Here is a 25774-nt window from a genome sequence, read left to right on the forward strand (position 1 = left end):
GAATGCCGATGGGACTGGCCATATCGACCAAGAGTTTCGAATGCACTATCGCTGATGGTCTCGCCCATATCATTCTAGATCAGCCCACCCGCGGCAATCCGATCGACGGTGATTTTTGTCGCGAGTTTGGCCTGGCTATCGCGGAATTGAGCGAGCGTGCCGATGTGCGGGCGGTGCTGCTCTCCGCGCGCGGCCGGCTGTTCAGCGTCGGCGGCGACCTGACGTCCCTGGTGAAGCAGGGGGATGCGCTGCCCCAAACGATCAAGGCCTGGACCGCCGACATTCATGTGGCCATGGCAAGGATGGTCCGGATGCGCGCGCCGGTCGTCGCCGCCGTTCACGGCAATGTCGCGGGCGGCAGCGTGTCGCTGATCGCGGCCGCCGACCTCGTGGTGATGGCGGAATCGGCGCGGATCTCGGCGGCGTTCTCCAAAATCGGCTTCTGTCCGGACAGTGGGTCGACCACGACGCTCACACGCCGGATCGGTGTCGCGCGCGCAAGACGATTTTTCCTGCTCGGTGAGACGTTCGATGCTGCGACGGCGCTGTCGCTCGGCCTCGTCGACTTCGTCGTTCCGGATGATGCAGTACCGTCCGAGGCGGCGCGGATCGCGAAGGAGCTCGCTGCCGGCCCGACCGAGGCGTTTGGTGCGATCAAGCGGCTGTTCGCCCAGACCAACGATCGATCGTTCGAAAGCCAGCTCGAGGAGGAGGCGCAGACGCTCGCCGCGATTTCGCGAACGGCGGATGCGCAGGAAGGCGTCAGGGCTTTCGTCGAGAAGCGCAAGCCGGTGTTTACCGGGACGTGACGCTCGCGGTGGCGCCAGAGCGACAATCTGACCATGGGCAGCAGATCGTACGCGCCAATAAGGTACACCGATAAACGAAATTAATCCGGCGCGAAGTCGGAGATGACGACACCGCAGGAGGGAGACATGACCGTGGCCGCCGCCTTACGAAACGCGCCTCACGCCAGCTTTCGCGAAGCCGGCTATTGGCTCGACAAAAGTGTCGATCAGTTGCTGACCGAGGCCGCCGCGAGAGCGCCCGACAAGGTCGCGATCGTCGCCGACCGGGCGGATCGCGAACAGGCGCCGAGGTTCACCTACGCGGAGCTGGCAAGGCTCGCGGATCGCGCCGCGAGCTCGCTGCTGCGGCTCGGAGTTGGCCGCGGCGATGTCGTAACCGTGCAACTGCCCAATTGGTGGGAATTCGTGGTCACGGCATTCGCCTGCGGCAAGGTCGGCGCAGTGATGAACCCGGTGATGCCAATCCTGCGGGAGCGCGAGCTGCTCTACATCCTGAATTTCTGCGAGGCGAAGGTCTTTATCGTGCCGAAGAGCTATCGGGGGTTCGACTATGCTGCGATGGCGCAAGGCATGCGCCCCGATCTGCCCCATCTCAAGCACGTCATCGTCGCCGACGGCGAGGACGAGACCGGCTTTGAGCGGATGCTGCTGTCGTCCGAGCCCGGCAGGCTTCCAGCGGGCCTGCGTCCGGACGACATGGCCGTGCTGATGTTCACCTCGGGCACGACGGGTGAACCCAAGGGCGTCATGCACAGCTCGAATTCGCTGATTGCCTGCTGCAAGGCACTGTCGGGGCGGTTCGGACTCGATGCGGGCGACGTGCTGCTGGTCGCCTCTCCGGTCGGTCACATGACGGGCTACGCCGCGATCGTGCTGCTCTCGGTCTATCTCGGCGGCACGATGATCCTTCAGGACATCTGGGAAGCCAGGCGCGGCGTCAACCTGATGGCCCGCGAAGGCGTTACCTATACCGCAGCTTCGACGCCGTTCCTCAGCGACATCTGCGATGCCGTCAAGGCCGGAGCCCCCGATCCGAGCAGCCTGCGTTCCTTCCTGTGCGGCGGCGCACCGATCCCGTCCGTCCTGATCGGGCGCGCGGCCGACGAACTCGGCCTCACAGTCTGCTCGTTGTGGGGCATGACCGAGGTTCTGTCCGGCACGCTCACCGAGCCCGCCTGCGCTGCGGAGAAATCGGCCCAAACGGATGGCCGGGCACAGGACGGGATGGAAGTCAGGATCGTCGATACCAAGGGACAACTGGTGCCGACAGGGGAGTCGGGACGGCTCCTGGTTCGCGGCGCCCAGATGTTCAAGGGGTACTACAAGCGGCCCGAGCTGCCGACGTTCGACGGTGACGGCTGGTTCGATTCCGGGGATCTCGCCTATATGGACAAGGACGGCTACATCCGCATCTCGGGCCGCGTGAAGGACATTCTGGTACGGGGCGGGGAGAACGTGCCGGTCGTCGAGATCGAGAACCTGCTCTACAAGCATCCGGCCGTGTCCGCGGTCGCTGTCGTCGGCTTTCCGGATGCCCGGCTCGGCGAGCGCGGCTGTGCTTTCATCGTTCCGCGCGCGGGAAGCACGATCGACCTGGCGGCGGTGCAGAGCTATCTCAGTGAGGCCAGGATGGCCAAGCAGTTCTGGCCCGAGCGGGTCGAAATCGTGGCCGAGCTGCCGCGCACGGCGAGCGGCAAGATCCAGAAGTTCAAATTGCGCGAGTTCGCCGCTACGTTTGCCGACGCCAAATAGTCATTGGTCGGAATAGGTCGGATCCCGTCGCTCGCGAAACGCGGCGACGGCCTCCGCGTGATCATGGGTCTCCAGCAGAATGACCTGCTGCCGGTCTTCGATCATCAGTGCCGCATCGAGGCTCGGCGCGTCGATCAACGTGTTGAGCGCCTGCTTTGTCATGCGTAGCCCCATGGGTGACACGCGTAGCATGTCTTCGGCGAACGCAATTCCCTTTGCCAGAAGTTCATCAGCCGGTGTGATGTCGCTGACCAGTCCGATTGCTTTCGCGCGTTCGGCCTTGATGAAGCGCCCCGTGAGCAGAAACTCCGAGGCCACGGACAGTCCAACGAGACGGGGCAGGAGATAGCCCGAGCCCATGTCGCAGCCGCCGACGCCGATGCTGATATAGGCGGCATTCATCCGCGCGTCCGGTGCTGCGAAGCGGACGTCGCAGGCGAGCAGGAAGGAAAAGCCCGCGCCGCATGCGGCGCCGTGCACGAGCCCGACGATCGGCTGTGGACACGACCGCATCAGCCGGATCACGCCGGAGTAGCTTTGCTGCATCTTGAGTTGCCGCTGCGGCCGCCCCTTGCCGGGTGCAGCAAACGCATCCGATCCGAGTTCGGCGCCGGCGGAAAATTGAGGCCCGTTGCCGCGCAGGACCACAACGCGCGTGGTCGGCCGATCGTGCAGGTCAGCGAAGTAGGCGGTCAATTCCGCGATCATGTCCGGGGAGACGGCGTTGAGCTGGGCCGGGCGGTTCAATGTCAGGATGTCGATCGCGCCGCGGCTCTCGATCGTGATGGTGTTCGGTTGCGTCACGTTCGCGCTCCCATCGTTCATTGTCCTTGATGGCATATAGTAATATAGTGTACGATCATCGAGCGCAATGCTCGTCGAAGCCTCCGACCGATCGTGGGCCGCAACGGCTTTCGCCAATAATCTTCAGGGAGCCGAAGCATGCCATATCAATCCGTGTTCAGGCCGGATCTATTCAAGGGGCAGACGATCATCATCACCGGCGGCGGCAGCGGGATCGGGCGCTGCACCGCCCATGAACTCGCCGCCCTCGGCGCCAACGTGGCGATCCTCGGTCGTACCGTGGAGAAGCTCGTCGAGGTGCAGCGCGAGATCGAGGAGGATGGCGGGCAGGCGATGAGCCATGCCTGCGACATCCGCGATGAGACCATGGTGGTCGGCGCCGTCGACGCCGTGCTGGCGCGCTATGGTCGCATCGATGGCCTGATCAACAATGCGGGCGGGCAGTTTCGTGCGCCCTTGAAGGCGATCTCGACCAAGGGATTCGAGGCCGTCGTGCGCAACAATCTGACCGGCGGCTTCATCTTCATGCGCGAGGTCTATAACCGCTGGATGGAGGCCAATGGCGGGGCGATCGTCAACATCATCGCCGACATCTGGCACGGCTGGCCCGAGTTCGGCCACTCGGCCGCCGCCCGCGGCGGCATGCTGACCCTGACCGAGACGGCCGCCTGCGAATGGTCGGGCTCGGGTGTCCGCGTCAACGCAGTCGCGCCCGGCGGCATCGTGTCGAGCGGCTTCGATACCTACACGCCGGAGATGCAGAAGAAGCTGCATGATTTCACCGAGCGCGTGCCGCTGCAACGCTTTGGAACGGAAGCGGAGATATCGGCCGCCATCACCTACCTGCTGTCGCCGGCGGCGGCCTATATCACCGGGTCCTGTCTTCGCGTCGACGGCGGTACGCCTAATGCGCGCACAACATGGAAGCTCGAGCCGCACAGCCGCAGCGCGCCGTTCGAAGGATTCCATCGCGCGAAGCTGCCCGAGGTGATGAAGCATAAGGCCAGCGCTTAGCCGGCTCCTGCTTAGTCGACCGCGATGATCAGCTTGCCATGGTTCTCTCCACGATAAAGTTGCGCGATGGCGCCGGGCGCGTGTTCGAGACCCGGCAGGATCTCTTCGTCGTGGACGATCTTGCCCGCCAGCGCCAGTTCGGCGAGGCGGGCCGCGGTCGCTTCGAACTCGGCGAGATGATCGAAGATGATAAAGCCGGACCAGCGCAGGCGGCGGGTGAGAATTTCGCGCTCGGGACGCGGACCGGTGGGAACGGGGGTCCAGGACGCATTGGCGGCGGTGCCGCACTGGATCACGCGCGCGCGCAGCCGCATGGTACGGATCGCGGCGTCGGCGATCGTTCCGCCGGTGTTGTCGAAGAAGATGTCGTTGCCGTCAGGACACGCCGCGCGGATCGCCTCGCCGAGATCAGTCGCCTCGCGGTAGTTGATCATGTCCTGATAGCCGTAGCGCGCTTTTGCGTGCGCAGCCTTGTCGTCCGAGCTGGTCAGCCCGACCGCACGGCAGCCTGCGATATGCGCGAGCTGGCCGACAAAGCTTCCGACGCTGCCGGCTGCCGTCGATACCAGCACATGCTCGCCCGGCTTGGGATCGCCCAGACCATGAAAGGCGAGATAGGCGGTGATGCCGTTCATGCCGAGTACGCTCAGATTGGCGCTGAGCGGCAGGCTGGACGGAACGACGCGGCGCAGCACCGATTCCGGCGTCGTGACGCAATAGCGCTGCCAACCAAACCATCCGTAGACGTGCTCACCGGGGCTATATTCCGGCAAGTTGCTCTCGAGGATTTCGCCGACCGCGAGCGCACGCATCGGCGTGTCGAGCGGCACGGGTGCGCTATAGTTCCCCTCATCATTGGCCCATCCGCGTTGTGCCGGATCAACGGAGAGGTAGCGATTTGCAATCAGCATCTCGCCCTTGCCGGGTGTGGCGGCCGGTTCGGTGACCAGCGAAAAGTGCTCGCCTTGCGGTATCCCGCGCGGCCGGGTCACGAGCCGCACCTGCCGATTTTCACGAAGGGTCATGAGCGATCCTCATAGTTAGTACGCTTGTGTACGATATGACTATACGGTAGAAATCGGGCGGGAGACAAGGACGTCCCGGCCGGCTGAAAGCCTCGGGATCCCGGCAAGACATAAAGAGGCAAGCAAAATGGCGGGGCTCTACTTCGAGCAATTTTCGGTTGGGCAAACCTTTGTCCATGAGATCCGACGCACTGTGACCGACATGGACAACATCCTGTTCTCGTCGCTGACCTACAATCCGGCGGCGGTTCATATCGACCATCACTATGCTGCGAGTACCGAGTTCGGAAAGCCGCTGATGAATTCGATCTTCACGCTCGGCCTCATCATCGGCCTGTCAGTGCAGGATACGACGTTGGGAACCACCGTCGGTAACCTCGGCATGGAGGACACCCGGTTTCCGCGTCCGGTGTTTGCCGGCGACACGCTGCGTGCCGAGACCAAGATCGTCGCCGTGCGCGAGAGCAAATCGCGCCCGACCCAGGGTATCGTGACCTTTGAGCACCACGGCTTCAGCCAACGCGACGAAGAGGTGGTCTATTGCCGCAGGAACGGGCTGATGATGCGGAGGCCGGCATGAAACTGCGTTCGCTGCTCTTTGTGCCGGCCGACAGCGAACGCAAATTCGCAAAGGCCAATGGGATCGGATCCGACGCGCTGATCCTTGATCTCGAGGACTCCGTTGCGCCCGGCCGAAAGGCCTTTGCCCGTGATGCCGTCAAGGAATTGCTGGGCGGAGGGAAGAGGAATTGGTCGTTCCTGGTCCGCATCAACCCGTTCGGCACGGGATTGACGCTGGAAGATCTGGCCGCCGTGGTTCGTCCGGGCCTCGACGGCATCCTGATTCCCAAGGTCAATGGCATCGAGGATGTCGATCTCGTCTCGCATTATGTCGATGTGCTGGAGGTCGCGGCCGGCATCGCGCCAGGTCACGTGAAGCTGCTGGTCGTGGCAACCGAGACGCCGGCCGCGATGATCGGCTTCAATGGCTATGCCCGCAAGAACAAGCGCCTCGTGGCGATGACTTGGGGCGGCGAGGATTTGAGCGCGGAGCTAGGGGCGCTGACGCCGCGAGAAGCCGACGGAAGCTGGACCTTTCCCTATCAGGTGGCGCGTGCGCAGTGCCTGTTTGCCGCCGGCGCTGCCGATGCTGCGGCGCTCGAAACCCTGTACGTCGACTTCAGGGATCAGCAGGGGCTGGCTGAAAGCTGCAAGATCGCGCGGCGGGACGGATTTGTCGGCCGAATCGCGATCCACCCCGATCAGGTCGCAACCATCAATGCATGCTTCACGCCGTCGGACGCTGATATCGAACATGCGCGCCGCGTCGTCGCCGCGTTCGCCGCAAATCCGGATGTTGGCACGATCGGCGTCGATGGCAAGATGTACGATATGCCGCATCTGACTGCGGCTCGGCGAACGCTGGCGTCGGTTGGGGAGGGTCACTTCAATGGATAGGTCGTTCGCCAACCAGCTCGACGTGCCGGACGATCATGCTGCGATCCGCGAGGGTGTTCGTGCCGTCGTCTCGCGCTTCGACGACGAGTATTGGCTTGCCCGCGACGAGGACGGCGAGTTTCCGCGCGCGTTCCATCGCGCCATGGCGGATGCCGGCTGGCTTGGCATCACGATGCCGGAGGAATATGATGGCTCTGGTCTGGGCGTCACCGAGGCCGCGATCATGATGCACGAGGTGGCGAGCCATGGCGGCGGCATGACGTCGGCATCCGCCGTGCATATCAACCTATTCGGACCGCACCCGATCGTGGTGAAGGGAACGGACGACCAGAAGCGGCGCTGGGTGCCGCGGCTCGTCGCAGGCGACGACCAGTGCTGCTTCGGTTTCACCGAGCCGGACGCCGGGCTGAGCACCACGCGCATCAAGACCTTCGCCGAGAAGGTGCCGGGCGGCTATCTCGTGCACGGCCAGAAGGTCTGGACGTCAACGGCGCAGATCGCCAACAAGATCATGCTGCTGACCCGCACCACTAAATTCGAGGATTGCAAGCGGCCGACCGACGGCATCACCATTTTCTACACTGACCTCGATCGCTCGAAGATCGAGGTGCGCCGAATCCCGAAGATGGGACGCAAGGCGGTCGATTCCAACGCCATCTTCATCGACGGTCTATTCATTCCCGAGGCCGACCGGATCGGCGAGGAAGGCAAGGGCTTTTCCTACATCCTGCACAGCCTCAATCCCGAACGTATCCTGATCGCGGCCGAAGCCATCGGCATCGGTCAGGACGCCCTGCGCAGGGCGACGCGCTATGCCAAGGAGCGCGTGGTGTTCGACCGTCCGATCGGTCAAAATCAGTCGATCCAGCATCCTCTCGCCGAGAACTGGATGTATCTGGAGTCGGCCTGGCTGATGGCGATGCGTGCCGCCTGGCTGTACGATTCGGACAAGCCGTGCGGTGCCGAAGCCAACAGCGCCAAATTGCTCGGTGCACGCGCCGGCCACGATGCGGCCTGGCAGGCCATCATGACCCACGGCGGCTTCGGCTATGCCAAGGAGTATCACGTCGAACGGCTGTTCCGCGAAGTCTCGATCACCCGGCTCGCGCCGATCACGGAGCAGCTCATCCTCTGCTTCATAGCTGAGAAGGTGCTCGACCTGCCGAAGAGCTACTGAGCGTCAAGCGGGGCGCGTCAGAGATTGCGCGAGATCAACTCGCGCATGATCTCCGAGGTGCCGCCATAGATACGCAGCACGCGCGCATCCGCAAACAACCGGCAGATCTCGTACTCGCGCATGAAGCCGTAGCCGCCGAAGAATTGCAGGCACTGGTCGACCAGGCGGCCGTGCATCTCGGTAACCCAGAGCTTTGCCGTCGATGCGGCATAGGTGCTGAGCTCACCACGGACGTGTTGGCTCAGGCACTGATCGACATAGGCCCAGCCGACCTGGAGGTCCGACTTGAGATCAGCCAACTTGAAGCGCGTGTTCTGATAGGTTCCGATCGCCTGTCCAAACGCCTTGCGCTCAAGCACGTAGGCCTTGGTGATGTCGAACGCCTTTTGTGCCGACGCGATCGAATGAAGCGCGATCGTCAACCGCTCCTGCGGCAACTCGCTCATCAGCGCGCCCATCGCGCCACCTTCGGACCCCAGCAGATTGTTCACGGGAACGCGGACCTGGTCGAAGAACAGCTCCGAGGTGTCGGAGGAGAGATGACCGAGCTTGTCGAGGTTGCGGCCGTGCCGAAATCCAGGGCGGGCGGTTTCGACGAGGACCAGGCTCATGCCGCGTGATCCGCCGTCCGGATTGGTTCTCACGACTGCGATGACGAGGTCGCACATCTGGCCGTTCGAGATGAAGGTCTTCTGGCCGGAGATGACATAGTCCTCGCCGTCCCGAACCGCGCGCGTGCGAATGCCTTGCAGATCGCTGCCGGTGCCGGGCTCCGTCATCGCGATCGCGCAGACGATCTCGCCCGAGACCATGCGCGGCAGCCACTTTGCCTTCTGCTCCTCGGTACCGTAGCTCAGGAGATAGCCGCAGCAGACGTCGTTGTGGACCGAGAAGTCGGTCGCTGGCCCGGCGAAGCCAGAATAGGCGAGCTCTTCGATGACGACGGCGTTGTGGCGGAAGTCGCCACCGATACCGCCATATTGCTCGGGAACCTGGGGGCAGAGCAGGCCGGCCTGGCCGGCTACCGGCCACAACGCGCGATCGACGATCCCGGCCTTTTCCCATTCCTGGAAGTGCGGCGCGATCTTCGCCGCGGCGAAGCGGCGGACGCTTTCGCGCAGGAGTGCGTGTTCTTCGTCGTAGACCGGGCGATGTGGCAACATGTCTGTGGAGCCGTCGGTTGAGCCTAGAAGGCGACCTTGTCGCCGCCCTTGAGCTGGAGGATTTCGCGTGCTTCGTCCGGGCTCGCGATCTCGAGCCCGAGGCCTTCGATGATCTTGCGGACCTGCGTCACTTGCGCCGCATTGGTTTCGGCGAGACGGCCGGAGCCGATCCACAAACTGTCTTCCAGGCCGACACGGACATTGCCGCCCATCGCTGCCGCCATTGCCGCGACCTGCATCTGGGCGCGGCCGGCGCCGAGCACTGACCAGCGATAATTATCGCCGAACAGGCGATCGGCGGTCCGCTTCATGTGCATGACATCGTCCGGATGGGAGCCGATGCCGCCGAGCAATCCAAAGCAGGTCTGGATGAACAGCGGCGCCTTCACCAACCCCTCGGTCCAGAAGTAGTGCAGATTGTAGAGATGGCTGGTGTCGTAGCATTCGAACTCGTAGCGGGCGCCGGAGCTGTTCAGAGTTTCCAGCGCGTAACGGATATCCTTGAACGAGTTGCGGAAGACGAGATCGTGGGAGCCTTCCAGCATTTGCGGCTCCCAGTCATGCTTGAACGATTTGTAGCGCTTGAGCATCGGGAACAGGCCGAAATTCATCGAGCCCATGTTGAGGCTTGCGACCTCCGGCTTCCAGGTCGCCGCCGGGCGCACGCGCTCCTCCACCGTCATGTAAGGCGAGCCGCCGGTCGTCAGGTTCACGACGACATTGGAGCCCTGCTTGATCACGCGCAGGAACGGCTCGAAGGCCTCAGGCGATTGATCTGGCCCGCCGTCGGCGGGATTGCGAGCGTGCAGATGCACGATCGCAGCCCCTGCGGCCGCGGCGCCGAGTGCGGACTCGGCGATCTCGGCCGCCGTCACCGGCAAATGCGGTGACATCGAGGGCGTGTGGATTGATCCCGTGACCGCGCAGGAGATGATGACCTTGTGGGGCGCCATGGCGTGATCTCTCAGCTTGCGATCGCTATCGGCGCATGGGCCATCATGTGAATTTGTGGAAGTCCGGGTCGCGCTTCTCGTTGAAGGCCGCGACGCCTTCCTTCGATTCCGCCGTGTCGTAGAACATCTTGACGGCGTGCAGCGCGAAATTGCTGATACCGCGGATGTTGTCGGAATCGGCGTTAAAGGAGCGCTTGGCGAGCGCGATCGCGGTTGGCGATCGCTGCGCGAGCTTGTCGGTCCAGTCCTTCACGGCCGCGTCAAGCTGCGCCATGGGCACGACCTTGTTGACGAGGCCCATATCGCGCGCCTGCTCGGCCGTATAACGCTCGTTGAGGAACCAGATCTCGCGCGCCTTCTTGTCGCCGACGTGACGGGCCAGGAACGCCGTTCCCCAGCCGGCATCGACCGAACCGACTTTGGGGCCGACTTGACCGAACTGGGCATGATCCGCAGCAATGGTAAGATCGCAAAGCGTTGCGAGCACGTTGCCGCCGCCGATCGCAAAGCCGTTGACCCGAGCGATCACCGGTTTCGGCACGTCGCGGATCAATCCCTGGATTTCGTCGATCGGCAATCCAACCACGCCGCGGCCGTCATATTGGCCCTCATGCGCGGATTGATCGCCGCCGGTGCAGAACGCCTTCTCGCCAGCACCGGTTAAGACGATGCTCGCGACCTGCCGGTCGTTGGCGGCAAGGTGGAAGGCCTGGATGAGCTCCTCGAGCGTCTGGCCGCGGAAGGCGTTGTAGACCTTGGGCCGGTTGATGATGATCCACGCGGCGCGGTCGCGCACTTCATAGATGACGTCGGTGAATTGCTTGGGGTCGGTCATGGCGTTTCCTTGGCGTTTCTTGGCGCGATTTAGATCATGTTCATTCCGCCGGAGACGGAGATGGTTTGCCCGGTGATGAATTTGCCGTCGTCGGAAGCAAGCATCGCGACGATCCCGCCGTAGTCGTCCGGCTCGCCCATCCGCTTCAGCGGAATGCCCCGGACCATGGCGTCCTTCCATTTTACGGCGTGCTCGCCTTCGCCAAGGACCGACGCCATCATCGGCGTGTTGGTCGGGCCGGGGCAGACAGCGTTGAGAAGGACGTTCTTGCGCGCCAGCTCGCGCGCCAGCGACTTGGTGAAGGAGATCAACCCGCCCTTGCAGGCGGAATAGACGGCCTCGTCGCTGGTGCCGACGCGCGCGGCGTCGGAGGCGATATTGACGATGCGGCCGCCGCCCCGCTCGGCCATCAAGGGCGCAATCGCCTTGTGGGTGTTGAGCGGTCCATAGAGATTGATCCGGATGATCTTGTCCCAAAGCTCCTTGTCGGTCTTCAGGAACGGCATCGGACGGTCCCAGCCGGCATTGTTGACCAGGAGCCAGATCGGACCGAGCTCGGCTTCGACCTTGCCAACCGCCGCCTCGACGGAAGCGGCATCTCCCACGTCGACCGCGTAGGTCTTGATGACCGCCTGCGGCGCGAGCTTTGCGGTTTCTTCGCCGCCTTGCGGATTGATGTCGAAGATCGCGATCTTGCAGCCTTCTTCGGCGAGCCGCAGCGTCAATCCCCGTCCGATGCCCTGTCCGCCACCGGTCACGACGGCAACTTTTCCAGATAGGCCCTTCAACGCTGATCTCCCTTGTCGTTTGTATTTTTGCCGGCGACCTTCGATGCCTCGAAGGAGAGGGCGGCTTATGAGGCCAACCCGTTCTTCTGAATGTCATACCCGCGCTGAGAATACATCTGCCGCGCAATGATCGTCTTCATGATCTCGATCGATCCGCCGGCGATTTTCACCACCCGTGCGTCGGCATAGGCCCTGGCGATCGGATATTCCCACATATAGCCCCATCCGCCGAACAGCTGGAGGCATTCGTCGACCGCCTCGCAGTGCAGCTCGGATGTAAACATCTTGGCCATTGCCGCGTCGACGGGGTCGAGCTTGCCCTCCATGAACAGGGCAATGCACTTGTCGGTGAAGACGCGGGCGACGGTCGCCTTGGTCTTGAGCTCGGCGAGCTTGAACTGGGTGTTCTGGAAGTCGGCGAGTTTCTGGCCGAACGCGCTCCGTTCAGAGGTATATTGCAGCGTCCAGTCGATCACGGTCTCGGTAACGGTTGCCGAGCGAATGGCCTGTGCCAAGCGCTCCTGCGACAGTTTGGTCATCATCTGCGCAAAGCCCCTGCCTTCCGCGCCCAGCATGTTGCTGGCGGGAATGCGGACATTGTCGAAGAATAGCTCGGACGTATCTTGCGCCCTCATGCCGAGCTTCTCCAGATTCCGGCCGCGCTTGAAGCCATCCCGGCTGCTCTCGACGATGAACAGGGTTACACCCTTGGCGCCGGCCTGGCTGTCAGTCTTGGTCGCCAGCACGATGAAGTCGCAAAGCTGGCCATTGGAAATGAAGACCTTCTGGCCGTTGATCACGAAGTCATCGCCGTCACGCGAAGCGCGGGTCCGGATCGCCTTGAGATCGCTGCCGGCATGGGGTTCGGTCATACCGAGCGAACCGATGGCTTCGCCCGACACCATCTTGGGCAGCCATTTGCGCTTTTGCGCCTCGCTGCCGAACGACAGCAGATAGGTCGCGACGAGGTCGGTATGGATGAGAAAACCGGGGCCGCTCGCGCCGGCGCGCCAGAGCTCCTCGAACACGACCACATCGAAGAGGTAGTCGAGGCCCATGCCGCCATATTCCTCGGGCACAGTGCAGCACAAGAGGCCGGCGGCGCCGGCCTTCAGCCAGAGGTCTCGCGGAACAATGCCGTCCTCTTCCCATTGGGCGTGGAAGGGAACGATCTCGCGGTCGACGAAGCGACGTACCGTCTGCCGGAAAATCTCATGTTCTTCGCGAAAGATCGTGCGCTCGATCATTGTCAAAAAGCGTCCCGTCTGATTTAGTTTGCTAGTGTACAGTATTAGGCTTGGGTATACAACCTGAAAACCGGCGAAGGCAAGTACGATCGTACACCAATGAACTGTTGTGGGAGGAGGGAGCGATGGTGATCGGAGCGCAGCTGAAGCAATTTCGAATCGAGATGTCGACGAACGGCGTCCTGCACCTGATCTTCGACATGCCCGACCGCTCGATGAACGTGTTCTCGAACGCCGCGATCGATGAAATTGGCCCGTTCGCAGACTGGCTCAAGAAAAGCGATGTGATAGGCGTCGTGATCAGCTCCGGCAAGCCCACGGCGTTCTGCGCCGGCGCGGATCTCGCTGAGCTGGAGACCGCCTATGACATGATCATGGCGGCGCCTGCGGCCGAACGCGATCGTCTCGCTTTCGATCATTTCTTCCGGCTCAGCCACGGCTTGCGCCGGCTCGAGACTGCCGGCAAGCCCGTTGCGGTGGCGGTTGCTGGTCTTGCCCTGGGCGGTGGCTGCGAATTCGCTCTTGCCGCGCATCATCGGGTGATCGCCGATCACCCTCAGGCGACCTTCGGTCTGCCGGAGTCGCTGGTCGGATTGCTGCCCGGCGGTGGCGGAACCCAGCGGTTGCCGCGCTTGATCGGGATTGAGGCTGCGCTGCCGGTGCTGCTCGACGGCGCACGCATCGGAGGGCAGGCGGCCATTGCGGCTGGACTTGCGGATGAATTGGTGGGACCGGGCGAAGAGGTGGCCGCCGCCGAGCGCTGGGTCTTGTCGCAACCGGCGGCCATACAGCCGTGGGACCGGCCGGACTGGCATGCGGCTGACACATCGCGCGTCGCGGCAATCATCGGTGCGAGCCGGAGCAAAATGTTGGCAGAGACGTTCGGCCACTATCCGGCACCATCGGCCATTCTCGACTGCGTCGAGCAAGGCCTTTCGCAGGACTTTGATAGCGCGATCCGGACCGAGATGCAGATCTTTGCAAAGCTGATCCAGCGGCGGGAGCCTCGCAATATGATCCGGGCGCTGTTTCTTGGGAGGCTCGACTACGAACGGCTGAAGAAGAAGGGCATGAATCCCCAGATCACGGAAGCGGTCGCCGAGATCTCGAAAGTGCTTGGCGCTCATTCCGAGCGCGGCAAGGAACTCTCCGATGCCTTCGCGCGTGCGGGCTTTCGCGTCGAGCAGCCGCGCCGGGCCGACTTCGACGGCCGCATCACCGATGCCGTCTATTGGCATGACGACGAGCCGAGAACCTGGGGCAAGGATCTCTTGCGCGCGCGGCTGGCTGACGCCGAAGCCGCAGCCGCAGGCTGGCGCACACAGCTTGACGAGGCGGAGCGGCGGGCCGCCGACTATGTCCTGGTCACGCAGGCGGGCTTTCCCGCCTATCTCGGCGGATTGTTCGCCGCCGGACTGAACTAGTCGCGCCTTCGGCAAGGAGAGAAATCGTGTCAAAACCTCTTGAGGGTATCAAGGTTCTCGATCTTTCGAAGGTGCTCGCAGGTCCGCTCTGCGCGCAATATCTCGGCGATCTCGGGGCCGAAGTCATCAAGGTCGAAGCGGTGGGGCAGGGAGATGAGACGCGCGGCTGGCCGCCCTTTCCCGCGCCTGGCCTCGGCACGGTGTTTCTGAGTGCCAATCGCAACAAGCGAAGCATCGCGATCAACATGAAGTCGGACAAGGGGCGGTTGCTCGTGCACGAGCTCGCGAAGTCCGCCGATGTCGCCATCGAAAGCTTCGGCACCGGCGTTGCCGAGCGGCTGGGCATCGATGCGGTGAGCCTTTGTGCGCTCAACGACCGGCTGGTCCATTGCAGCATCTCGGGGTTCGGCCGGACCGGACCTCTCAAGAACTCTCCTGGTTACGATGTGATCCTCCAGGCCTTCGGCGGCATCATGTCGATGACCGGCGACGAGGGCGGCGGCTATATCCGCAGCCCGATTTCCCCGATCGATCAGATGACAGGCGTGCATGCTTTCAGCGGCATACTGGCCAGCCTGTTTGCGCGCGAGAAGTCGGGCAAGGGCGCTGCGATCCAGGTGTCGCTGTTCGATACTGCGCTTGGGATCCTGGGCTACAATCTCCAGACCTACTGGGAGCGGGGGACGCAACCCGCCAAGTGTGGTTCCAGCCATGAATCGTTATGCCCATATCAGGCGTTTGAGGCTTCGGACGGACCGATCATGATCGGGGTCGCCAACGACAATCTGTGGCGCAAATTCTGCGGCGTCGCTGGCCTGAATGCGATCGTGGATGACCCGAAGTTCCGGACCAATGCGGAACGGGTCAAGCATCGCGCCGAGACCCTTCAGCATGTGCAATCGGTGATCACCACCAACACCGTTGCGTACTGGAATGAGACGCTGAATGAGGTCGGCATTCCCTGTTCGTCGATCAATACGCTTGCCCAACTCCTGGATCATCCGCATACGAAAGCGGACAAGCTGATCATGCAGTACGATCATCCCGCGGCTGGCCGCCTGAATTGCGTCGGCCATCCCGTGACATTCGTCGGAGAGGAGCGCGCTCCCGGGCTGCCGCCGCCTACCCTCGGGCAACATACCGATGATGTCCTGAAGGAAATGGGCCTTTCGGACGCGAGCATTGCCGAATTGCGCCGTGATGAGATCATCAGTTGACGATCCGGGCGCCGGTAACCGCTGCGGCACTCCTTGGTGTCAGACGGGTGTGAAGAACGGCAGTGGTGCGCCATCGGTCGGCTTGAACACCACCTTCACCTTCTGGCCAATCTTGAGCTTCTCCAGATCGCAATCGACAAAGTTGGTCTGGAGCGACGGCCCCTCCTTCAGCGTGACGTAGCCGATCGCGTAAGGGCCGGTCGGCGACTTCCGCATCAGGCTGTAAGTGTAGATCGTGGCTTCGCCGGAAGACTCTTCCCACACCGTCTTGTCCGAATAGCAGAACGGGCAGATCGCGCGGGGGAAGTAATGCGCTTCGCCGCAGGTGGTGCAGCGCTTGATCATGAACTTGCCCTGCTTGGCCGCGTCCCAGAACGCCGCGGTCTCCGGATTGGTCACCGGGGCCGGGTATTTTTTTGCTTCGCTCATCACACGCGCTCCAGAATGGCCGTCGAGGCGGCGTGGCGAACGCCCAAAAGGCCGCCGGTGCCGTGGGCGATGGCGAGATCGCAATTCGGAACCTGCACCTTCGGATGCGCCTCGCCGCGTAGCTGCCTGACGGCCTCGATGATCTTGGTCATGCCGCCGCGGTTGACCGGATGGTTGCTGCAGAGGCCGCCGCCATCGGTGTTGAACGGCAGCTTGCCGACGCCCGAGATCAGATTGCCGTCTGCGACGAACTTGCCGCCCTCGCCCTTCTTGCAGAAGCCGAGGTCTTCGAGCTGCATCAGCACGGTGATCGTGAAGCTGTCGTAGATCGAGGCATATTTGATGTCCTTTGGCGTCACGCCGGCTTCCTCGAACGCGCGCGGGCCCGACCAGATGCCGGCGGAATAGGTCAGATCGAGATCCTTGCCACCGTTCGGACCTTTCATCGCTTCGCCGTGACCGATCAACCGGACCAGCGGCTTCTTCAGGCTTCGGGCAATTTCCGGAGAGGTCACGATCAATGCGCCTCCACCATCGGTGACGACGCAGCAATCGAGCCGGTGCAAGGGATCGGAGATCATCGGCGAGTTCAACACGTCTTCGACGGTGACGACGTCCTTGAGCATTGCATGCGGATTGTACTGCGCATGATGCGAGGCCGCGACCTTGATCCAGGCGAGCTGCTCGGAGGTGGTGCCATAGTCGTGCATGTGACGCATCGCGCACATGCCATAGGCATTGTGGGTGGTCGCGCCATAGGCCGTCTCGAAATCGGCCTCGGCGCCAGGGGCGCGCGGTGGGGTGTGGCTGGTGCGCGGCTTGCCCGCGAGCGTGATCAGGGCAACCGAGCATTTGCCCGCGGCAATGGCTTCGGCCGCATGGCCGAGCTGGATGATGTAGGAGGAGCCGCCGGTATCGGTGCTGTCGATCTGGCGAAGTTTTTTGGTGTTGAGAGCGAGATAATCGACCATCGGCCAGGCGCCGCCCGGCGCGTCGCCGGACAAGAAATAACCGTCGATGTCGTCCTTGCTCAGCCCGGCGTCCTCGATCGCGCCCTTGGTGACCTCGGCATGGAGCTGGGCGGTGGATTTGTCCGGCGCATGCCGGGTCGGGTGCTCGTAAATCCCGGCGATGTAGGCCTTACCCCTGATGGTCAACTCGCTCTCCGCTGGCGTTTGCTGCTCGGTTGGACCCGCCGGGCGATGCCCGGCAGGCCTGGAATTGATCCCGACGCTACTCTTCGAGCAGCTTCCAGGACGTCTTTTCGAAGATCGCCATGCGCAGGGTGCGGTAGGGCGCGTAGTTCTCCTTCGAATTGGTGAGCTCAATTCCTGGAAGCAGCATGCCGACGCGCTCCTTGTTGAAGCTCGTCGCCTGGGCCAGCAGGTTCTCACGTGTCAGATTGTCGCCGCACCGCTCGAGGCCCTTCGCGATGGCTTGCGCATTGATGTATCCGGACAGCGCGATGAAATCGTTCGGGCTGTCGTTCGGTGCCCATTTCTTCATGAAGGCGACGTAGTCCTTCACGTCCGGGTCGTCGGCCCAGGTCGGATCGCCAGCTTGCTTGGTGAACTGGGTTGTGTAGGCCCCCTGGACGTTTTCGAGTCCGGCGGGCGTGAGAACGCCCTGGATCGAGTTGACGGGGCTCGCCAGGAACTGAGCCGGCTTCCAGTTCAACTCATTGGCTTTCTTGATCGCCTGCGCCGCAAACTTCGGCGTTGCGAAATAGATGATCGTATCGGCGCCGGCGGCCTTGAGCTTGAGGACTTCGGAATCGACGGTCGGATAGCTCAGCTCATAGGACGCCTCTGCCACGATCTTCGCCGTGCTGTCAGGGCCCAAGCCGGCCTTGAAGCCGGTGAGGTAGTCCTTGCCGTAGTCGTCGTTCTGATAGAGCACCGCGATCTTTGCGTTCGGTATCTTCTTAACGATGAACTTGCCGAATGTGGCGCCCTCCATCTCGAACGCCGGATAGAACGGGACGGTCCAGGGAAAATTGTGCGGGTCGTTGAAGCGCCGGCCGCCGGCTGAAATGAAGACCTGCGGCACCTTGTTCTGGTTGAGGTATTTTTGGACGGCGATGTTGGGGACGGTGCCGACTGTTCCTACTTCGGCAAGAACACCGTCGTCGTCGACCAGTTTGCGGGTCTGTTCGATCGCTTTTGGCGGGCTGAACGCATTGTCCTGCGAGATCAGGTTCACCTTCCTGCCGTTGATGCCACCCTTCTCGTTCAGCATCTGAAAATAGCCGGTCATGACGCGGCCATAGCTGGAAAAAGCGGAGGCGGGCCCGCTGTAGGGGATGGTCTGGCCGATCTTGATTTCTGTGTCGGTGACACCCGGGCCATACTGTTTTTCACCGGCACGAGCGCCGAAGGCAGCGCTGCCGAGGACAAGGGCCGAAACGCCGGCCAGTATCGCGATCCTCATGTTTTCTCCCATATCGTTCTTTTTGGTGCAGCCGCACGCGGCTGCGCAACAAGTACACTTGTATATCATATTGTATGAAAACGAAAATAGACAGGCGCCGAAAAACGCCGGCCCTCCCGCGGCGTCGCAGAATTGCGGCGCATGAAAACCAACGCGCCGTCTTGAACCCGAGTTCGATTGTGCTATAGATAGTACATAAGTGTACTAATTATCGGCTGCGCCACGCTCGAGACTGGTTGCCGCCGGCGAAGGGAGGAACCATGGCTGCTTCGGGCGCAACGGCGCTGGCTGCACTGAAGATCGGCGGACGCGTTGCCTTTGAGCGGCTGGTTCGGCCGAAGGCGCGCCGGCTCGAGGATGTTCCATGCTCGCCTGACGCCATCACGCCCGAGTGGCTGACGGCCGTGCTCTGCCAGAAGGTCCCTGAAGCCGTCGTGACGGGAGTCGTCGTCAAACCGGCCAGCGCGGGAACGCACGAACGCCATCAACTGCTTGTCAGTTACAACAAGGCCGGCCAGCGCGCGGGTCTGCCAAGGTCGATGTTCACCAAGTCGTTGCCCAGCGTCGTCACGCGCATGATCGGCGGGTTCAACGGCACCGCACGGGTCGAAGGCCGATTCTACATGCAGCTGCGGCCGCAGCTCGAGATCGAAGCGCCGATCGGCTATCACGCCGCGTCGGACCGCCAGACGTTTGCCTCGATTCTTCTTCTTGAGGATATGGTTGCAACAAAATCGGCGACATTTTGCAACTACCGGACCTACGTCTCGCGCGAGACGGCCGAGGACATGGTTGACGTTCTCGCCTCACTGCACGCGCGTTTCCACGGCGATGCTGAGCTCGCCACGCAATACCGCTTTGTCGCGAGCTATCCGCGCTGGTTCACGATCGGTGCGGAAAAGATGAGCCTGGAATACTATACGCGAAAGGCGTTCGACGCTGCGTCTCACGTCATTCCTGAAAGTATCCTGGCGCAACGCGATGCAGTCTGGCCGGCTGCGGTGCAGGCTCTGGCCGTGCACGACAGCGAGCCGCAGGGATTGATTCATTCCGACGTGCATATCGGCAACTGGTACCGCACAGGAGCTGGGGAAATGGGTTTGTGCGACTGGCAATGCCTTGCGCGCGGCCATTGGTCGCGAGACTTTGCCTATGCCGTCACGGCGGCGCTCACACCCGACGATCGCCGCAAGTGGGAGAAGGATCTGCTACTTCGCTATCTCGACCGGTTTGCCACATTGACCGGTGCCAGGCCGGACTTTGATCGGAGTTTCCTGCATTATCGGCAGCAGATGGTGCACGCGCTGTTGATGTGGACCATCACCCTGTGTCACTCTCCGCTATTGCCGAACATGCAATCGGAGGAGACGACACTGGCGATGATTGAGCGGATCTCGATCGCGATGGCCGACCTGGATTCGCTTCGCAGCTGATATGCTCCTTAAGCCGGCGCGACGCCTCAGGTTGGCGCAAGCCGGCATTCGCCGCGATCGAGCACCATCATTTGCCGCTCGACCGCCCACGCCCTGAAGCGAACGGTCTCGCCGTCCTCGAACAGCTCGATCCGAATGGTGTCGCCGGGGAAGGCGGGCGAGACAAACCGCACCGCCATTGCGCCTATCCGCTCCGGATACCCCGGCGCGTAGCGCTTCAGGACCGCGCGGCAGGCCAGACCCATCGTGTTCAAGCCGTGCGAGATCGGTCGGTTAAACCCGGCTTCGCGGGCCATGATGGGATCGGCGTGGATCGGCATGTAATCCCTGCTGACAAGTCGATACAGCAGGGCCGCCTGCTGCGGCGTGCGGTACGTGATCTCGGCGCTCGGCCTTGCATCGGCGCCGATCCCTGTGATGTCGCCAGGTGACGTGCCGTAGCTGCCGCAGCCACCGTCGCCACGCAGGAACTCCGTCGCGCGCAGGCTGGCCAATCGTTCGCCGCTCACCGCGTCGAGCAGCTCGGTATCAAAATAGAGCAGGGCTCCTCGTCCTGGCCCCTTGTCGTCGATGGCGCTGATCCGATGCTCGGCGCGGACAGATCCGCTGACGGCGAGGGGGCGATGCAGCGTGAATCGTTGCTCCCCGTGCAGTGCCTTGGTCCAGGCGATCCCGGTCTGCGGCTCAGCAATCCAGAGCGGCGGCCAGCCGAGCGTCACGCACATGCTGGGCACGGCTCGCTGATCGCGGCCCTCGTAGACGTAAGCCAGCTCGTCCTCGTCCAGCGGATCGTAGCCAATGCCGAGCCCGAGCGCATACAGGGCGCAATCGCGCCAATCGTAGGATTGATGGTTCGGCGCGAAGTGTCGCGAGATGACGTGATCCAGATTCATGGCAGGTGCTCCCGAAATTGCTCGGTAGGGCGCGTAAGCGGCCGCGCTGGCCGAAGTCCTGAAATATCGTTGCGGTGCGTACGAGTTTCGTCAAGGCGATCATGGAGGCGGGATGCCGGGAAGCGCACGATGCCGCAGCGGGCCAGTTCGATTAAGGTTTGCGACAAACATCAGTATATGATAAGCCAGTGTACTAATCGGGCATCGAATCCGAAATCGTCCGGCAGGACGGGGAAATGCTGAAGGCTGGCGTTGCGCCCGATTTGAATGTCGGCGGCGGACGTCGGGCAATGGCGGGAGGGCCGTTTGCGAGGTCAGGCGCGCGGATTGGCGGTGCACCGGATGGCTGCGTGCCGTCGTGTGATGCAACGTGACAGGGGAGCGCTATCGTGATCGCGCTGCTGATCGCGAATTCGCTGGCGCTCGCCTCGCTGCTGATCATGCTGTCGAGCGGACTCGCTCTGATCTACGGCCTGCGCGACGTCATCAATTTCGGCCACGGTGCGATCTATATGTTTGGCGCCTATCTCGGCTACACCATCGCCCTCGTCGGCGGGTTCTGGCTGGCGCTGCTTGTCGTTCCGATCCTGCTCGCGCTTCTCGGCATCGCATTCGAATATTTGGCGCTGCGGCCGCTCCAGAGAAGGTCGCACATCGAGGTGGCGCTGGTCACCCTGGGCTTGGGCATCATCCTCGGGCAGGTCATCATCTATTTGTACGGCGGCGAGGCGCGCAGCGTGGATGCGCCGAAAATCCTCTCCGGCTCGATTACCGTCCTGAACCTCTCTTACCCCGTCTATCGCCTCTTTCTGATCGTGATGGGGCTTGGCTCGTGCGCGCTGCTTGCGCTTTGGCTCCGGTATACGCCGTCTGGACTGTATGTCCGCGCGGTGAGCCAGGATCCGTCTGTGGCGCGGATGATGGGCATCGATGCCGATCGCCTGAGCCTGCTCGTCACCAGCCTCAGCACCGCATTCGCGGGGATCGCCGGCGTGTTGGCCGGGCCTTATCTGTCGATCGATCCGGGGATGGACGTTGCGATGATCGTGAACTGCCTGATCATCGTCGTGATCGGCGGTACCGGCAGCATCGGGGGCGCGATCGTTGCGGCGTTGCTGTTCGGTTTCGTTCAGGTGGCGGGATCGGTCTTCCTGCCCAACCTTGCGGCGCTCGTTCCCTACATCCTGCTGATGGTCGTGCTGCTCGTCGCGCCCGGCGGCATCGGACGCGGGAGGGTTCTGAGTTGAGCAATGGCGCGATGACCGGCGACTTGCACGGGACTGCGACCGGGCTGCTCGGCAGCCATATCTCGCGCATGTCGTTCGCGATTGTCGCCGGCGCAATCGGGCTCGGTGCCGGTGCTCTTGTCCCGACATACCTCGCCAGCGACTTCGTGCTTCGCCTCGGCAGTGAAGGTTTGCTGCTGGGCATGCTTGCGCTCAGCGTCGCCTTCATGATGAGTCAGGCAGGGCTGGTGGCGCTTGGCGCCGCCAGCATCTATGGCGGCGCCGGATATCTGTTTGCGATCGGCATGAGCGAGTGGGACCTGACACCGACGGTGGCGTTGTGCACCGCGTTTCTGGTCATCATCGCTTACGCGACCGTCCTGGGTGCATTGATCGTGCGGACCAATCCGCTCGCCTTCATGATGCTGACGCTCGCAGCCGGTGAGATGCTCAGCCATGCTGTCCTGCTCGAGGGATTGCGTGACTATACCGGGGGTGCCGACGGGCTGGTTGTCCGTTTGAAGGGTTCGATTCTGGGCATCGACGTCACGGCGTTCACCGATCCGGCGCGGTTCTGGACCATGGCCTGGATCGTGGCCGTCCTCGTCGGAGTGGCGTTCTGGGTCGTCGCGCGCTCCCGTCTCGGCGCGATCCTCCGCGCGGTACGGGAGAACGACGAGCGCATGCGCTTCTCCGGTTTCAACACCTTCGTGCCGCGACTGATCGGTTATGTGCTTGTCAATGTCGTGGCTGCGGTCGCCGGCTTCCTGCATGTGCTCAACGCCGGTTTCGTCTCGCCCGAGAGCCTGGGCCTTTCTGTCAGCACCAACGCTTTGGTCGCAGCGCTGATGGGCGGCATTTCCGGGGCGCTCGGACCGATCCTGGGTGGGCTGATCTTCTCCTTCGCACAGGATGAATTCGGGGCACGCGGGCTGACGCAGCTTCTGACCGGTATCGCCATCGTCGTGTTCATCGTCGTGTTTCCGCGCGGTGTCGTCGGCGGACTGTCGAGCGCGTTACGGCTGCTTGGCTCGCGCGGGGAGGCCTCCTGACATGCTCACGATCGAGAAGCTGTCGGTGAGCTATGGCTCGGTGCGGGCGCTAACGGACGTCGATCTCGATGTGCGCGGCGATGGCCTGCTTCACGGCGTCATTGGGCCCAATGGTGCCGGAAAGTCCACGCTGCTCGATGCGATCTGCGGCCGCCGGCGCCCGACCGCTGGAAGCGTTCGCTACTGCGGCGAGGATATCACGCGACGTTCGATCAGCTGGCGCCGTCGTCAGGGTATGGCGCGATCGTTCCAGCGCACCAGCATCTTCCAGGACCTCACCGTCCACGAACAACTCCAACTGGTTGCGCAGCATCTCGGGGACGACAGGCTCGATGACGTAATCGAGGTCATGGACCTCGGCGGCTATCTCGGCCAGAAGGCGGGGCGCATTGCCTACGGTGTGCAGCGGCGGGTCGATGTGGCATTGGCCTTGATCGGGCGGCCGCGGCTTCTGTTAATGGACGAGCCGGGCGCCGGCCTGTCTGCCACGGAGACGTTGCGCCTGTTCGAGCATGTGCGCGATCTCGTGCGCGAGCGCAGGATCTCGGCCATCGTGGTCGAGCACGATGTCGACGCGGTGTTCGCCTGTTGCGGCATGGTCACCGTGCTCGATCTCGGCCGGCATCTCGCGACAGGCGCGCCCGAAGCCATCCGGGCCGATCATGGGGTCATCGCGGCGTATCTGGGGACCGCGGCATGAGCGCATTGCGGATCGAATCCCTGTTTGCCGGCTATGGCGCATCGACCGTGCTGCGCGGCATCGACCTCACGGTCGAAGAAGGGGAATCGGTTGCCCTGGTCGGCCGCAATGGCGCCGGCAAGTCTACGTTACTGCTGTCGGTCTTTCGCGAGACCAACATCATCTCGGGAGCCATCTGGGTGCATGATCGTCGCATCGATGGCTTGCCCGGCTACATGGCCGCCAAGCTGGGTCTATCCATTGCGCCGCAGGGGCGCCGCATCCTCCCGAACCTCACAGTCAAGGAGAACCTGCTGCTCGGCAGGGCGACCGGCAGGGCAGGGCGCTGGAGCCTGAAGACCATCTTCGATCTTTTCCCGGTGCTGGAGGAGCGCGCCGACCGGCTCGGCACCATGCTGAGCGGCGGTCAGCAGCAGATGCTGGCGATCGGCCGCGCCTTGATGGCTAATCCCAGTCTCATTCTTCTCGATGAGCCGTCGGAAGGTCTTTCGCCCGTGCTGATCGATGGACTGGTCGAGACGCTCAACCGCATTCGCGGTGCCGGCACCGGCGTGCTCGTGGTCGAGCAGCACCTCAGCCTCGTGAAGCGCGCGACGGATCGATTCGTGATCCTGGCGAAGGGAGAAGTCGTCGGGGCAGGCGCCATCGGCTCCATCGGTGAGCCGGAGAACCAGGCGTTGATGGCCGTATAGCCGAGCATCAGAAAAAAGTGGAGGGGAGTGAGAAAATGAAGACATCGTCCATCGGTCCAGCTTTCAGTGCGTTGCGCGCGGTAACGATCGGCGCCGCAATGTCTATTGCAGTCACGACGGCGGCTTTGGCCGAGGACACCGTCAAGATCGGTGTTCTGCTGATCGACAGTGGACCGCTCGCCGGGCTGAAGGACACCCAGGTCAAGGCGGTCAACCTTGCGATCGAACAGATCAACGCTGCCGGCGGGGCCGCGGGCAAGAAGCTGGAGGCGACCTTCATTTCCTATCCGGGCACGCCGGACACGGCGGTCGACGGTGCCACCCGCGCGGTCCAGAAGGACGGCGCGATGTTCATCACCGGCATGGACACGTCGGCGGTGACGCCGGCTCTGCAAGCCAAGCTTCCCACGTTGAAAGTCCTGATGCTGGAGGTGATGGCCAACGCCGACGGTCTGACCGGAAAGAACTGTTCGCCAAACTTCTTCCGGGTCAACGCAAATGACTCGATGATCATGGGCGCTTTCGGGGAGTTCCTGAAGGATCAGGGTATCAAGAAGTGGGACATCCTTGCTGTCGATTATGCCGCCGGAAGAGACTCCGCAGACAAGTTCAAGGCCTTGGTGACCTCCCAGGGCGGCACCGTCGGCAAGGTGCTGTTTTCTCCGTCTGGTACGCCTGACTTCGGTGCCAAGATTTCGGAACTGGGGGCAGACCCCGCTGACGGCTTGTTCGTGACGATCTTCGGCAGCGATGCCATCAATCTCGCCAAGCAGCAGCAGCAATTCGGCCTGTTCAAGAAGTACAAGATGGTACTGGGAAATTCCTTCGTGATCCCGCAAACGCTTCCCGCGCAAGGCGAGACCGTGCTGGGCGTCTATCAGAACATCGGCTTCGTCGCCGGTTTTCCCGGCGCTCAAGCCGAAGCTTTCGTGAAAGCCTACAAGGAAAAATACAACGGCGAGCTGCCGCCTTACACCAGTGCTGACCAATACGCGGCGATCGAGCTCATGGCTGCCGCGCTTCGGAAGGCCAATTCGACCGATATCAACGCGGTGCGCGCGGCGCTATCAGGCCTCAAGACTGAAACGGTTCTCGGCGATGTCGAAGTCCGGGCGGGCGATCATCAGACCGCGCGCCGGATGGCGATCAGTCAGATCGCAATCGGGCCGGACGGAAAGCCCGGCTACCAGATCAAGAAGCTTGAGCCAGGGCAGGACATCATTCCGCCGGTGGATCCCGCCTGCAAGATGTAA

25 protein-coding genes are annotated in these 25774 nt (G+C 62.7%); 14 read left to right on the forward strand and 11 right to left on the reverse strand.

What is annotated here, in order from left to right:
• Window positions 1-8: 8 nt before the first annotated feature.
• Entirely contained in the window at window positions 9-809 is an 801-nt protein-coding gene (locus tag IVB27_RS40565; RefSeq protein WP_247448120.1) for an enoyl-CoA hydratase/isomerase family protein, read from the forward strand.
• A gap of 126 nt (window positions 810-935) precedes the next feature.
• Window positions 936-2561: an AMP-binding protein gene (locus IVB27_RS40570; RefSeq protein ID WP_247448121.1), complete on the forward strand. Its 1626-nt coding sequence runs from the start codon at window positions 936-938 to the stop codon at window positions 2559-2561.
• Here the strand turns inward: IVB27_RS40570 and IVB27_RS40575 are convergent, their stop codons facing one another.
• On the reverse strand, window positions 2562-3365 hold the full coding sequence (locus tag IVB27_RS40575) for an enoyl-CoA hydratase/isomerase family protein (protein WP_247448122.1): 804 nt from the start codon (window positions 3363-3365) through the stop codon (window positions 2562-2564).
• A gap of 138 nt (window positions 3366-3503) precedes the next feature.
• Between IVB27_RS40575 and IVB27_RS40580 the strand changes: the two genes are divergently transcribed.
• Window positions 3504-4379 (forward strand): SDR family oxidoreductase, encoded by an 876-nt coding sequence (locus IVB27_RS40580; protein WP_247448123.1) that lies wholly within the window; start codon window positions 3504-3506, stop codon window positions 4377-4379.
• An 11-nt stretch (window positions 4380-4390) separates the two neighbouring features.
• Here the strand turns inward: IVB27_RS40580 and IVB27_RS40585 are convergent, their stop codons facing one another.
• Complete coding sequence (locus IVB27_RS40585) at window positions 4391-5404, reverse strand: NADP-dependent oxidoreductase (RefSeq protein WP_247448124.1); 1014 nt, start codon at window positions 5402-5404, stop codon at window positions 4391-4393.
• A 127-nt stretch (window positions 5405-5531) separates the two neighbouring features.
• Here IVB27_RS40585 and IVB27_RS40590 point away from each other — a divergent pair, with 127 nt between their 5' ends.
• From IVB27_RS40590 to IVB27_RS40600, 3 genes are read left to right on the forward strand one after another with little or no spacing between them, the layout of a single operon-like run.
• A complete protein-coding gene (locus IVB27_RS40590; protein WP_247448125.1) occupies window positions 5532-5984 on the forward strand; it encodes a MaoC family dehydratase in 453 nt (150 codons plus the stop codon).
• On the forward strand, window positions 5981-6862 hold the full coding sequence (locus IVB27_RS40595; protein WP_247448126.1) for an HpcH/HpaI aldolase/citrate lyase family protein: 882 nt from the start codon (window positions 5981-5983) through the stop codon (window positions 6860-6862). The genes IVB27_RS40590 and IVB27_RS40595 overlap by 4 nt, the downstream gene beginning before the upstream one ends.
• Window positions 6855-8039, forward strand: coding sequence for an acyl-CoA dehydrogenase family protein (locus IVB27_RS40600; protein ID WP_247448128.1), 1185 nt, complete (start codon window positions 6855-6857; stop codon window positions 8037-8039). Before IVB27_RS40595 ends, IVB27_RS40600 begins: the two co-directional genes overlap by 8 nt.
• 17 nt (window positions 8040-8056) lie before the next feature.
• On the opposite strand, the gene IVB27_RS40605 is transcribed toward IVB27_RS40600, so the two are convergent.
• The 5 genes from IVB27_RS40605 to IVB27_RS40625 form a co-directional block, all read right to left on the reverse strand.
• Window positions 8057-9202: an acyl-CoA dehydrogenase family protein gene (locus IVB27_RS40605; protein ID WP_247448129.1), complete on the reverse strand. Its 1146-nt coding sequence runs from the start codon at window positions 9200-9202 to the stop codon at window positions 8057-8059.
• A 23-nt stretch (window positions 9203-9225) separates the two neighbouring features.
• On the reverse strand, window positions 9226-10155 hold the full coding sequence (gene kce, locus IVB27_RS40610; RefSeq protein ID WP_247448130.1) for a 3,5-dioxohexanoate:acetyl-CoA acetone transferase: 930 nt from the start codon (window positions 10153-10155) through the stop codon (window positions 9226-9228).
• A gap of 43 nt (window positions 10156-10198) precedes the next feature.
• The gene (locus IVB27_RS40615) at window positions 10199-10990 is read right to left on the reverse strand and encodes an enoyl-CoA hydratase-related protein (protein ID WP_247448132.1); all 792 of its coding nucleotides are present in this window, start codon (window positions 10988-10990) and stop codon (window positions 10199-10201) included.
• A 29-nt stretch (window positions 10991-11019) separates the two neighbouring features.
• Window positions 11020-11778: an SDR family oxidoreductase gene (locus IVB27_RS40620; protein WP_247448133.1), complete on the reverse strand. Its 759-nt coding sequence runs from the start codon at window positions 11776-11778 to the stop codon at window positions 11020-11022.
• Between the two features lie 65 nt (window positions 11779-11843).
• A complete protein-coding gene (locus IVB27_RS40625) occupies window positions 11844-13025 on the reverse strand; it encodes an acyl-CoA dehydrogenase family protein (RefSeq protein ID WP_247448134.1) in 1182 nt (393 codons plus the stop codon).
• A gap of 125 nt (window positions 13026-13150) precedes the next feature.
• Here IVB27_RS40625 and IVB27_RS40630 point away from each other — a divergent pair, with 125 nt between their 5' ends.
• Window positions 13151-14449 carry an enoyl-CoA hydratase-related protein gene (locus IVB27_RS40630; protein WP_247448135.1) on the forward strand — a complete coding sequence of 433 codons (1299 nt, stop codon included), beginning with the start codon at window positions 13151-13153 and terminating at the stop codon, window positions 14447-14449.
• Between the two features lie 26 nt (window positions 14450-14475).
• The gene (locus tag IVB27_RS40635; protein ID WP_247448136.1) at window positions 14476-15666 is read left to right on the forward strand and encodes a CaiB/BaiF CoA transferase family protein; all 1191 of its coding nucleotides are present in this window, start codon (window positions 14476-14478) and stop codon (window positions 15664-15666) included.
• Window positions 15667-15705: 39 nt separating this feature from the next.
• On the opposite strand, the gene IVB27_RS40640 is transcribed toward IVB27_RS40635, so the two are convergent.
• From IVB27_RS40640 to IVB27_RS40650, 3 genes are all read right to left on the reverse strand, one after another.
• Complete coding sequence (locus IVB27_RS40640) at window positions 15706-16095, reverse strand: Zn-ribbon domain-containing OB-fold protein (protein ID WP_247448137.1); 390 nt, start codon at window positions 16093-16095, stop codon at window positions 15706-15708.
• Complete coding sequence (locus IVB27_RS40645) at window positions 16095-17252, reverse strand: thiolase family protein (RefSeq protein ID WP_247448138.1); 1158 nt, start codon at window positions 17250-17252, stop codon at window positions 16095-16097. Before IVB27_RS40645 ends, IVB27_RS40640 begins: the two co-directional genes overlap by 1 nt.
• A 76-nt stretch (window positions 17253-17328) precedes the next feature.
• Window positions 17329-18525, reverse strand: a complete 1197-nt coding sequence (locus IVB27_RS40650) for an ABC transporter substrate-binding protein (protein WP_247448139.1) — start codon at window positions 18523-18525, stop codon at window positions 17329-17331.
• 260 nt (window positions 18526-18785) lie between these two features.
• Between IVB27_RS40650 and IVB27_RS40655 the strand changes: the two genes are divergently transcribed.
• Window positions 18786-19958, forward strand: coding sequence for a phosphotransferase (locus tag IVB27_RS40655; RefSeq protein ID WP_247448140.1), 1173 nt, complete (start codon window positions 18786-18788; stop codon window positions 19956-19958).
• Window positions 19959-19984: 26 nt separating this feature from the next.
• Here the strand turns inward: IVB27_RS40655 and IVB27_RS40660 are convergent, their stop codons facing one another.
• Complete coding sequence (locus IVB27_RS40660) at window positions 19985-20851, reverse strand: MaoC/PaaZ C-terminal domain-containing protein (protein WP_247448141.1); 867 nt, start codon at window positions 20849-20851, stop codon at window positions 19985-19987.
• Between the two features lie 389 nt (window positions 20852-21240).
• Between IVB27_RS40660 and IVB27_RS40665 the strand changes: the two genes are divergently transcribed.
• From IVB27_RS40665 to IVB27_RS40685, 5 genes are read left to right on the forward strand one after another with little or no spacing between them, the layout of a single operon-like run.
• On the forward strand, window positions 21241-22098 hold the full coding sequence (locus tag IVB27_RS40665) for a branched-chain amino acid ABC transporter permease (protein ID WP_247448142.1): 858 nt from the start codon (window positions 21241-21243) through the stop codon (window positions 22096-22098).
• On the forward strand, window positions 22095-23129 hold the full coding sequence (locus IVB27_RS40670) for a branched-chain amino acid ABC transporter permease (RefSeq protein ID WP_247448143.1): 1035 nt from the start codon (window positions 22095-22097) through the stop codon (window positions 23127-23129). The genes IVB27_RS40665 and IVB27_RS40670 overlap by 4 nt, the downstream gene beginning before the upstream one ends.
• 1 nt (window position 23130) lies before the next feature.
• Window positions 23131-23829, forward strand: coding sequence for an ABC transporter ATP-binding protein (locus IVB27_RS40675; protein ID WP_247448144.1), 699 nt, complete (start codon window positions 23131-23133; stop codon window positions 23827-23829).
• The gene (locus tag IVB27_RS40680; protein ID WP_247448145.1) at window positions 23826-24521 is read left to right on the forward strand and encodes an ABC transporter ATP-binding protein; all 696 of its coding nucleotides are present in this window, start codon (window positions 23826-23828) and stop codon (window positions 24519-24521) included. Before IVB27_RS40675 ends, IVB27_RS40680 begins: the two co-directional genes overlap by 4 nt.
• Before the next feature lie 35 nt (window positions 24522-24556).
• Complete coding sequence (locus IVB27_RS40685; protein WP_247448146.1) at window positions 24557-25774, forward strand: ABC transporter substrate-binding protein; 1218 nt, start codon at window positions 24557-24559, stop codon at window positions 25772-25774.

The organism is Bradyrhizobium sp. 197, assembly GCF_023073375.1.
Taxonomy (GTDB): Bacteria; Pseudomonadota; Alphaproteobacteria; order Rhizobiales; family Xanthobacteraceae; genus Bradyrhizobium.

What these genes read in the sequence shown, in the direction of transcription:
- IVB27_RS40565 (WP_247448120.1), top strand. Translation starts at nt 9, where the DNA reads ATGGGACTGGCCATATCGACCAAGAGTTTCGAATGCACTATCGCTGAT.
- IVB27_RS40590 (WP_247448125.1), top strand. Translation starts at nt 5,532, where the DNA reads ATGGCGGGGCTCTACTTCGAGCAATTTTCGGTTGGGCAAACCTTTGTC.
- IVB27_RS40595 (WP_247448126.1), top strand. Translation starts at nt 5,981, where the DNA reads ATGAAACTGCGTTCGCTGCTCTTTGTGCCGGCCGACAGCGAACGCAAA.
- IVB27_RS40650 (WP_247448139.1), bottom strand. Translation starts at nt 18,525, where the DNA reads ATGAGGATCGCGATACTGGCCGGCGTTTCGGCCCTTGTCCTCGGCAGC.
- IVB27_RS40580 (WP_247448123.1), top strand. Translation starts at nt 3,504, where the DNA reads ATGCCATATCAATCCGTGTTCAGGCCGGATCTATTCAAGGGGCAGACG.
- IVB27_RS40655 (WP_247448140.1), top strand. Translation starts at nt 18,786, where the DNA reads ATGGCTGCTTCGGGCGCAACGGCGCTGGCTGCACTGAAGATCGGCGGA.
- IVB27_RS40660 (WP_247448141.1), bottom strand. Translation starts at nt 20,851, where the DNA reads ATGAATCTGGATCACGTCATCTCGCGACACTTCGCGCCGAACCATCAA.
- IVB27_RS40680 (WP_247448145.1), top strand. Translation starts at nt 23,826, where the DNA reads ATGAGCGCATTGCGGATCGAATCCCTGTTTGCCGGCTATGGCGCATCG.
- IVB27_RS40625 (WP_247448134.1), bottom strand. Translation starts at nt 13,025, where the DNA reads ATGATCGAGCGCACGATCTTTCGCGAAGAACATGAGATTTTCCGGCAG.
- IVB27_RS40640 (WP_247448137.1), bottom strand. Translation starts at nt 16,095, where the DNA reads ATGAGCGAAGCAAAAAAATACCCGGCCCCGGTGACCAATCCGGAGACC.
- IVB27_RS40600 (WP_247448128.1), top strand. Translation starts at nt 6,855, where the DNA reads ATGGATAGGTCGTTCGCCAACCAGCTCGACGTGCCGGACGATCATGCT.
- IVB27_RS40685 (WP_247448146.1), top strand. Translation starts at nt 24,557, where the DNA reads ATGAAGACATCGTCCATCGGTCCAGCTTTCAGTGCGTTGCGCGCGGTA.
- kce (WP_247448130.1), bottom strand. Translation starts at nt 10,155, where the DNA reads ATGGCGCCCCACAAGGTCATCATCTCCTGCGCGGTCACGGGATCAATC.
- IVB27_RS40585 (WP_247448124.1), bottom strand. Translation starts at nt 5,404, where the DNA reads ATGACCCTTCGTGAAAATCGGCAGGTGCGGCTCGTGACCCGGCCGCGC.
- IVB27_RS40615 (WP_247448132.1), bottom strand. Translation starts at nt 10,990, where the DNA reads ATGACCGACCCCAAGCAATTCACCGACGTCATCTATGAAGTGCGCGAC.
- IVB27_RS40605 (WP_247448129.1), bottom strand. Translation starts at nt 9,202, where the DNA reads ATGTTGCCACATCGCCCGGTCTACGACGAAGAACACGCACTCCTGCGC.
- IVB27_RS40630 (WP_247448135.1), top strand. Translation starts at nt 13,151, where the DNA reads ATGGTGATCGGAGCGCAGCTGAAGCAATTTCGAATCGAGATGTCGACG.
- IVB27_RS40675 (WP_247448144.1), top strand. Translation starts at nt 23,131, where the DNA reads ATGCTCACGATCGAGAAGCTGTCGGTGAGCTATGGCTCGGTGCGGGCG.
- IVB27_RS40570 (WP_247448121.1), top strand. Translation starts at nt 936, where the DNA reads ATGACCGTGGCCGCCGCCTTACGAAACGCGCCTCACGCCAGCTTTCGC.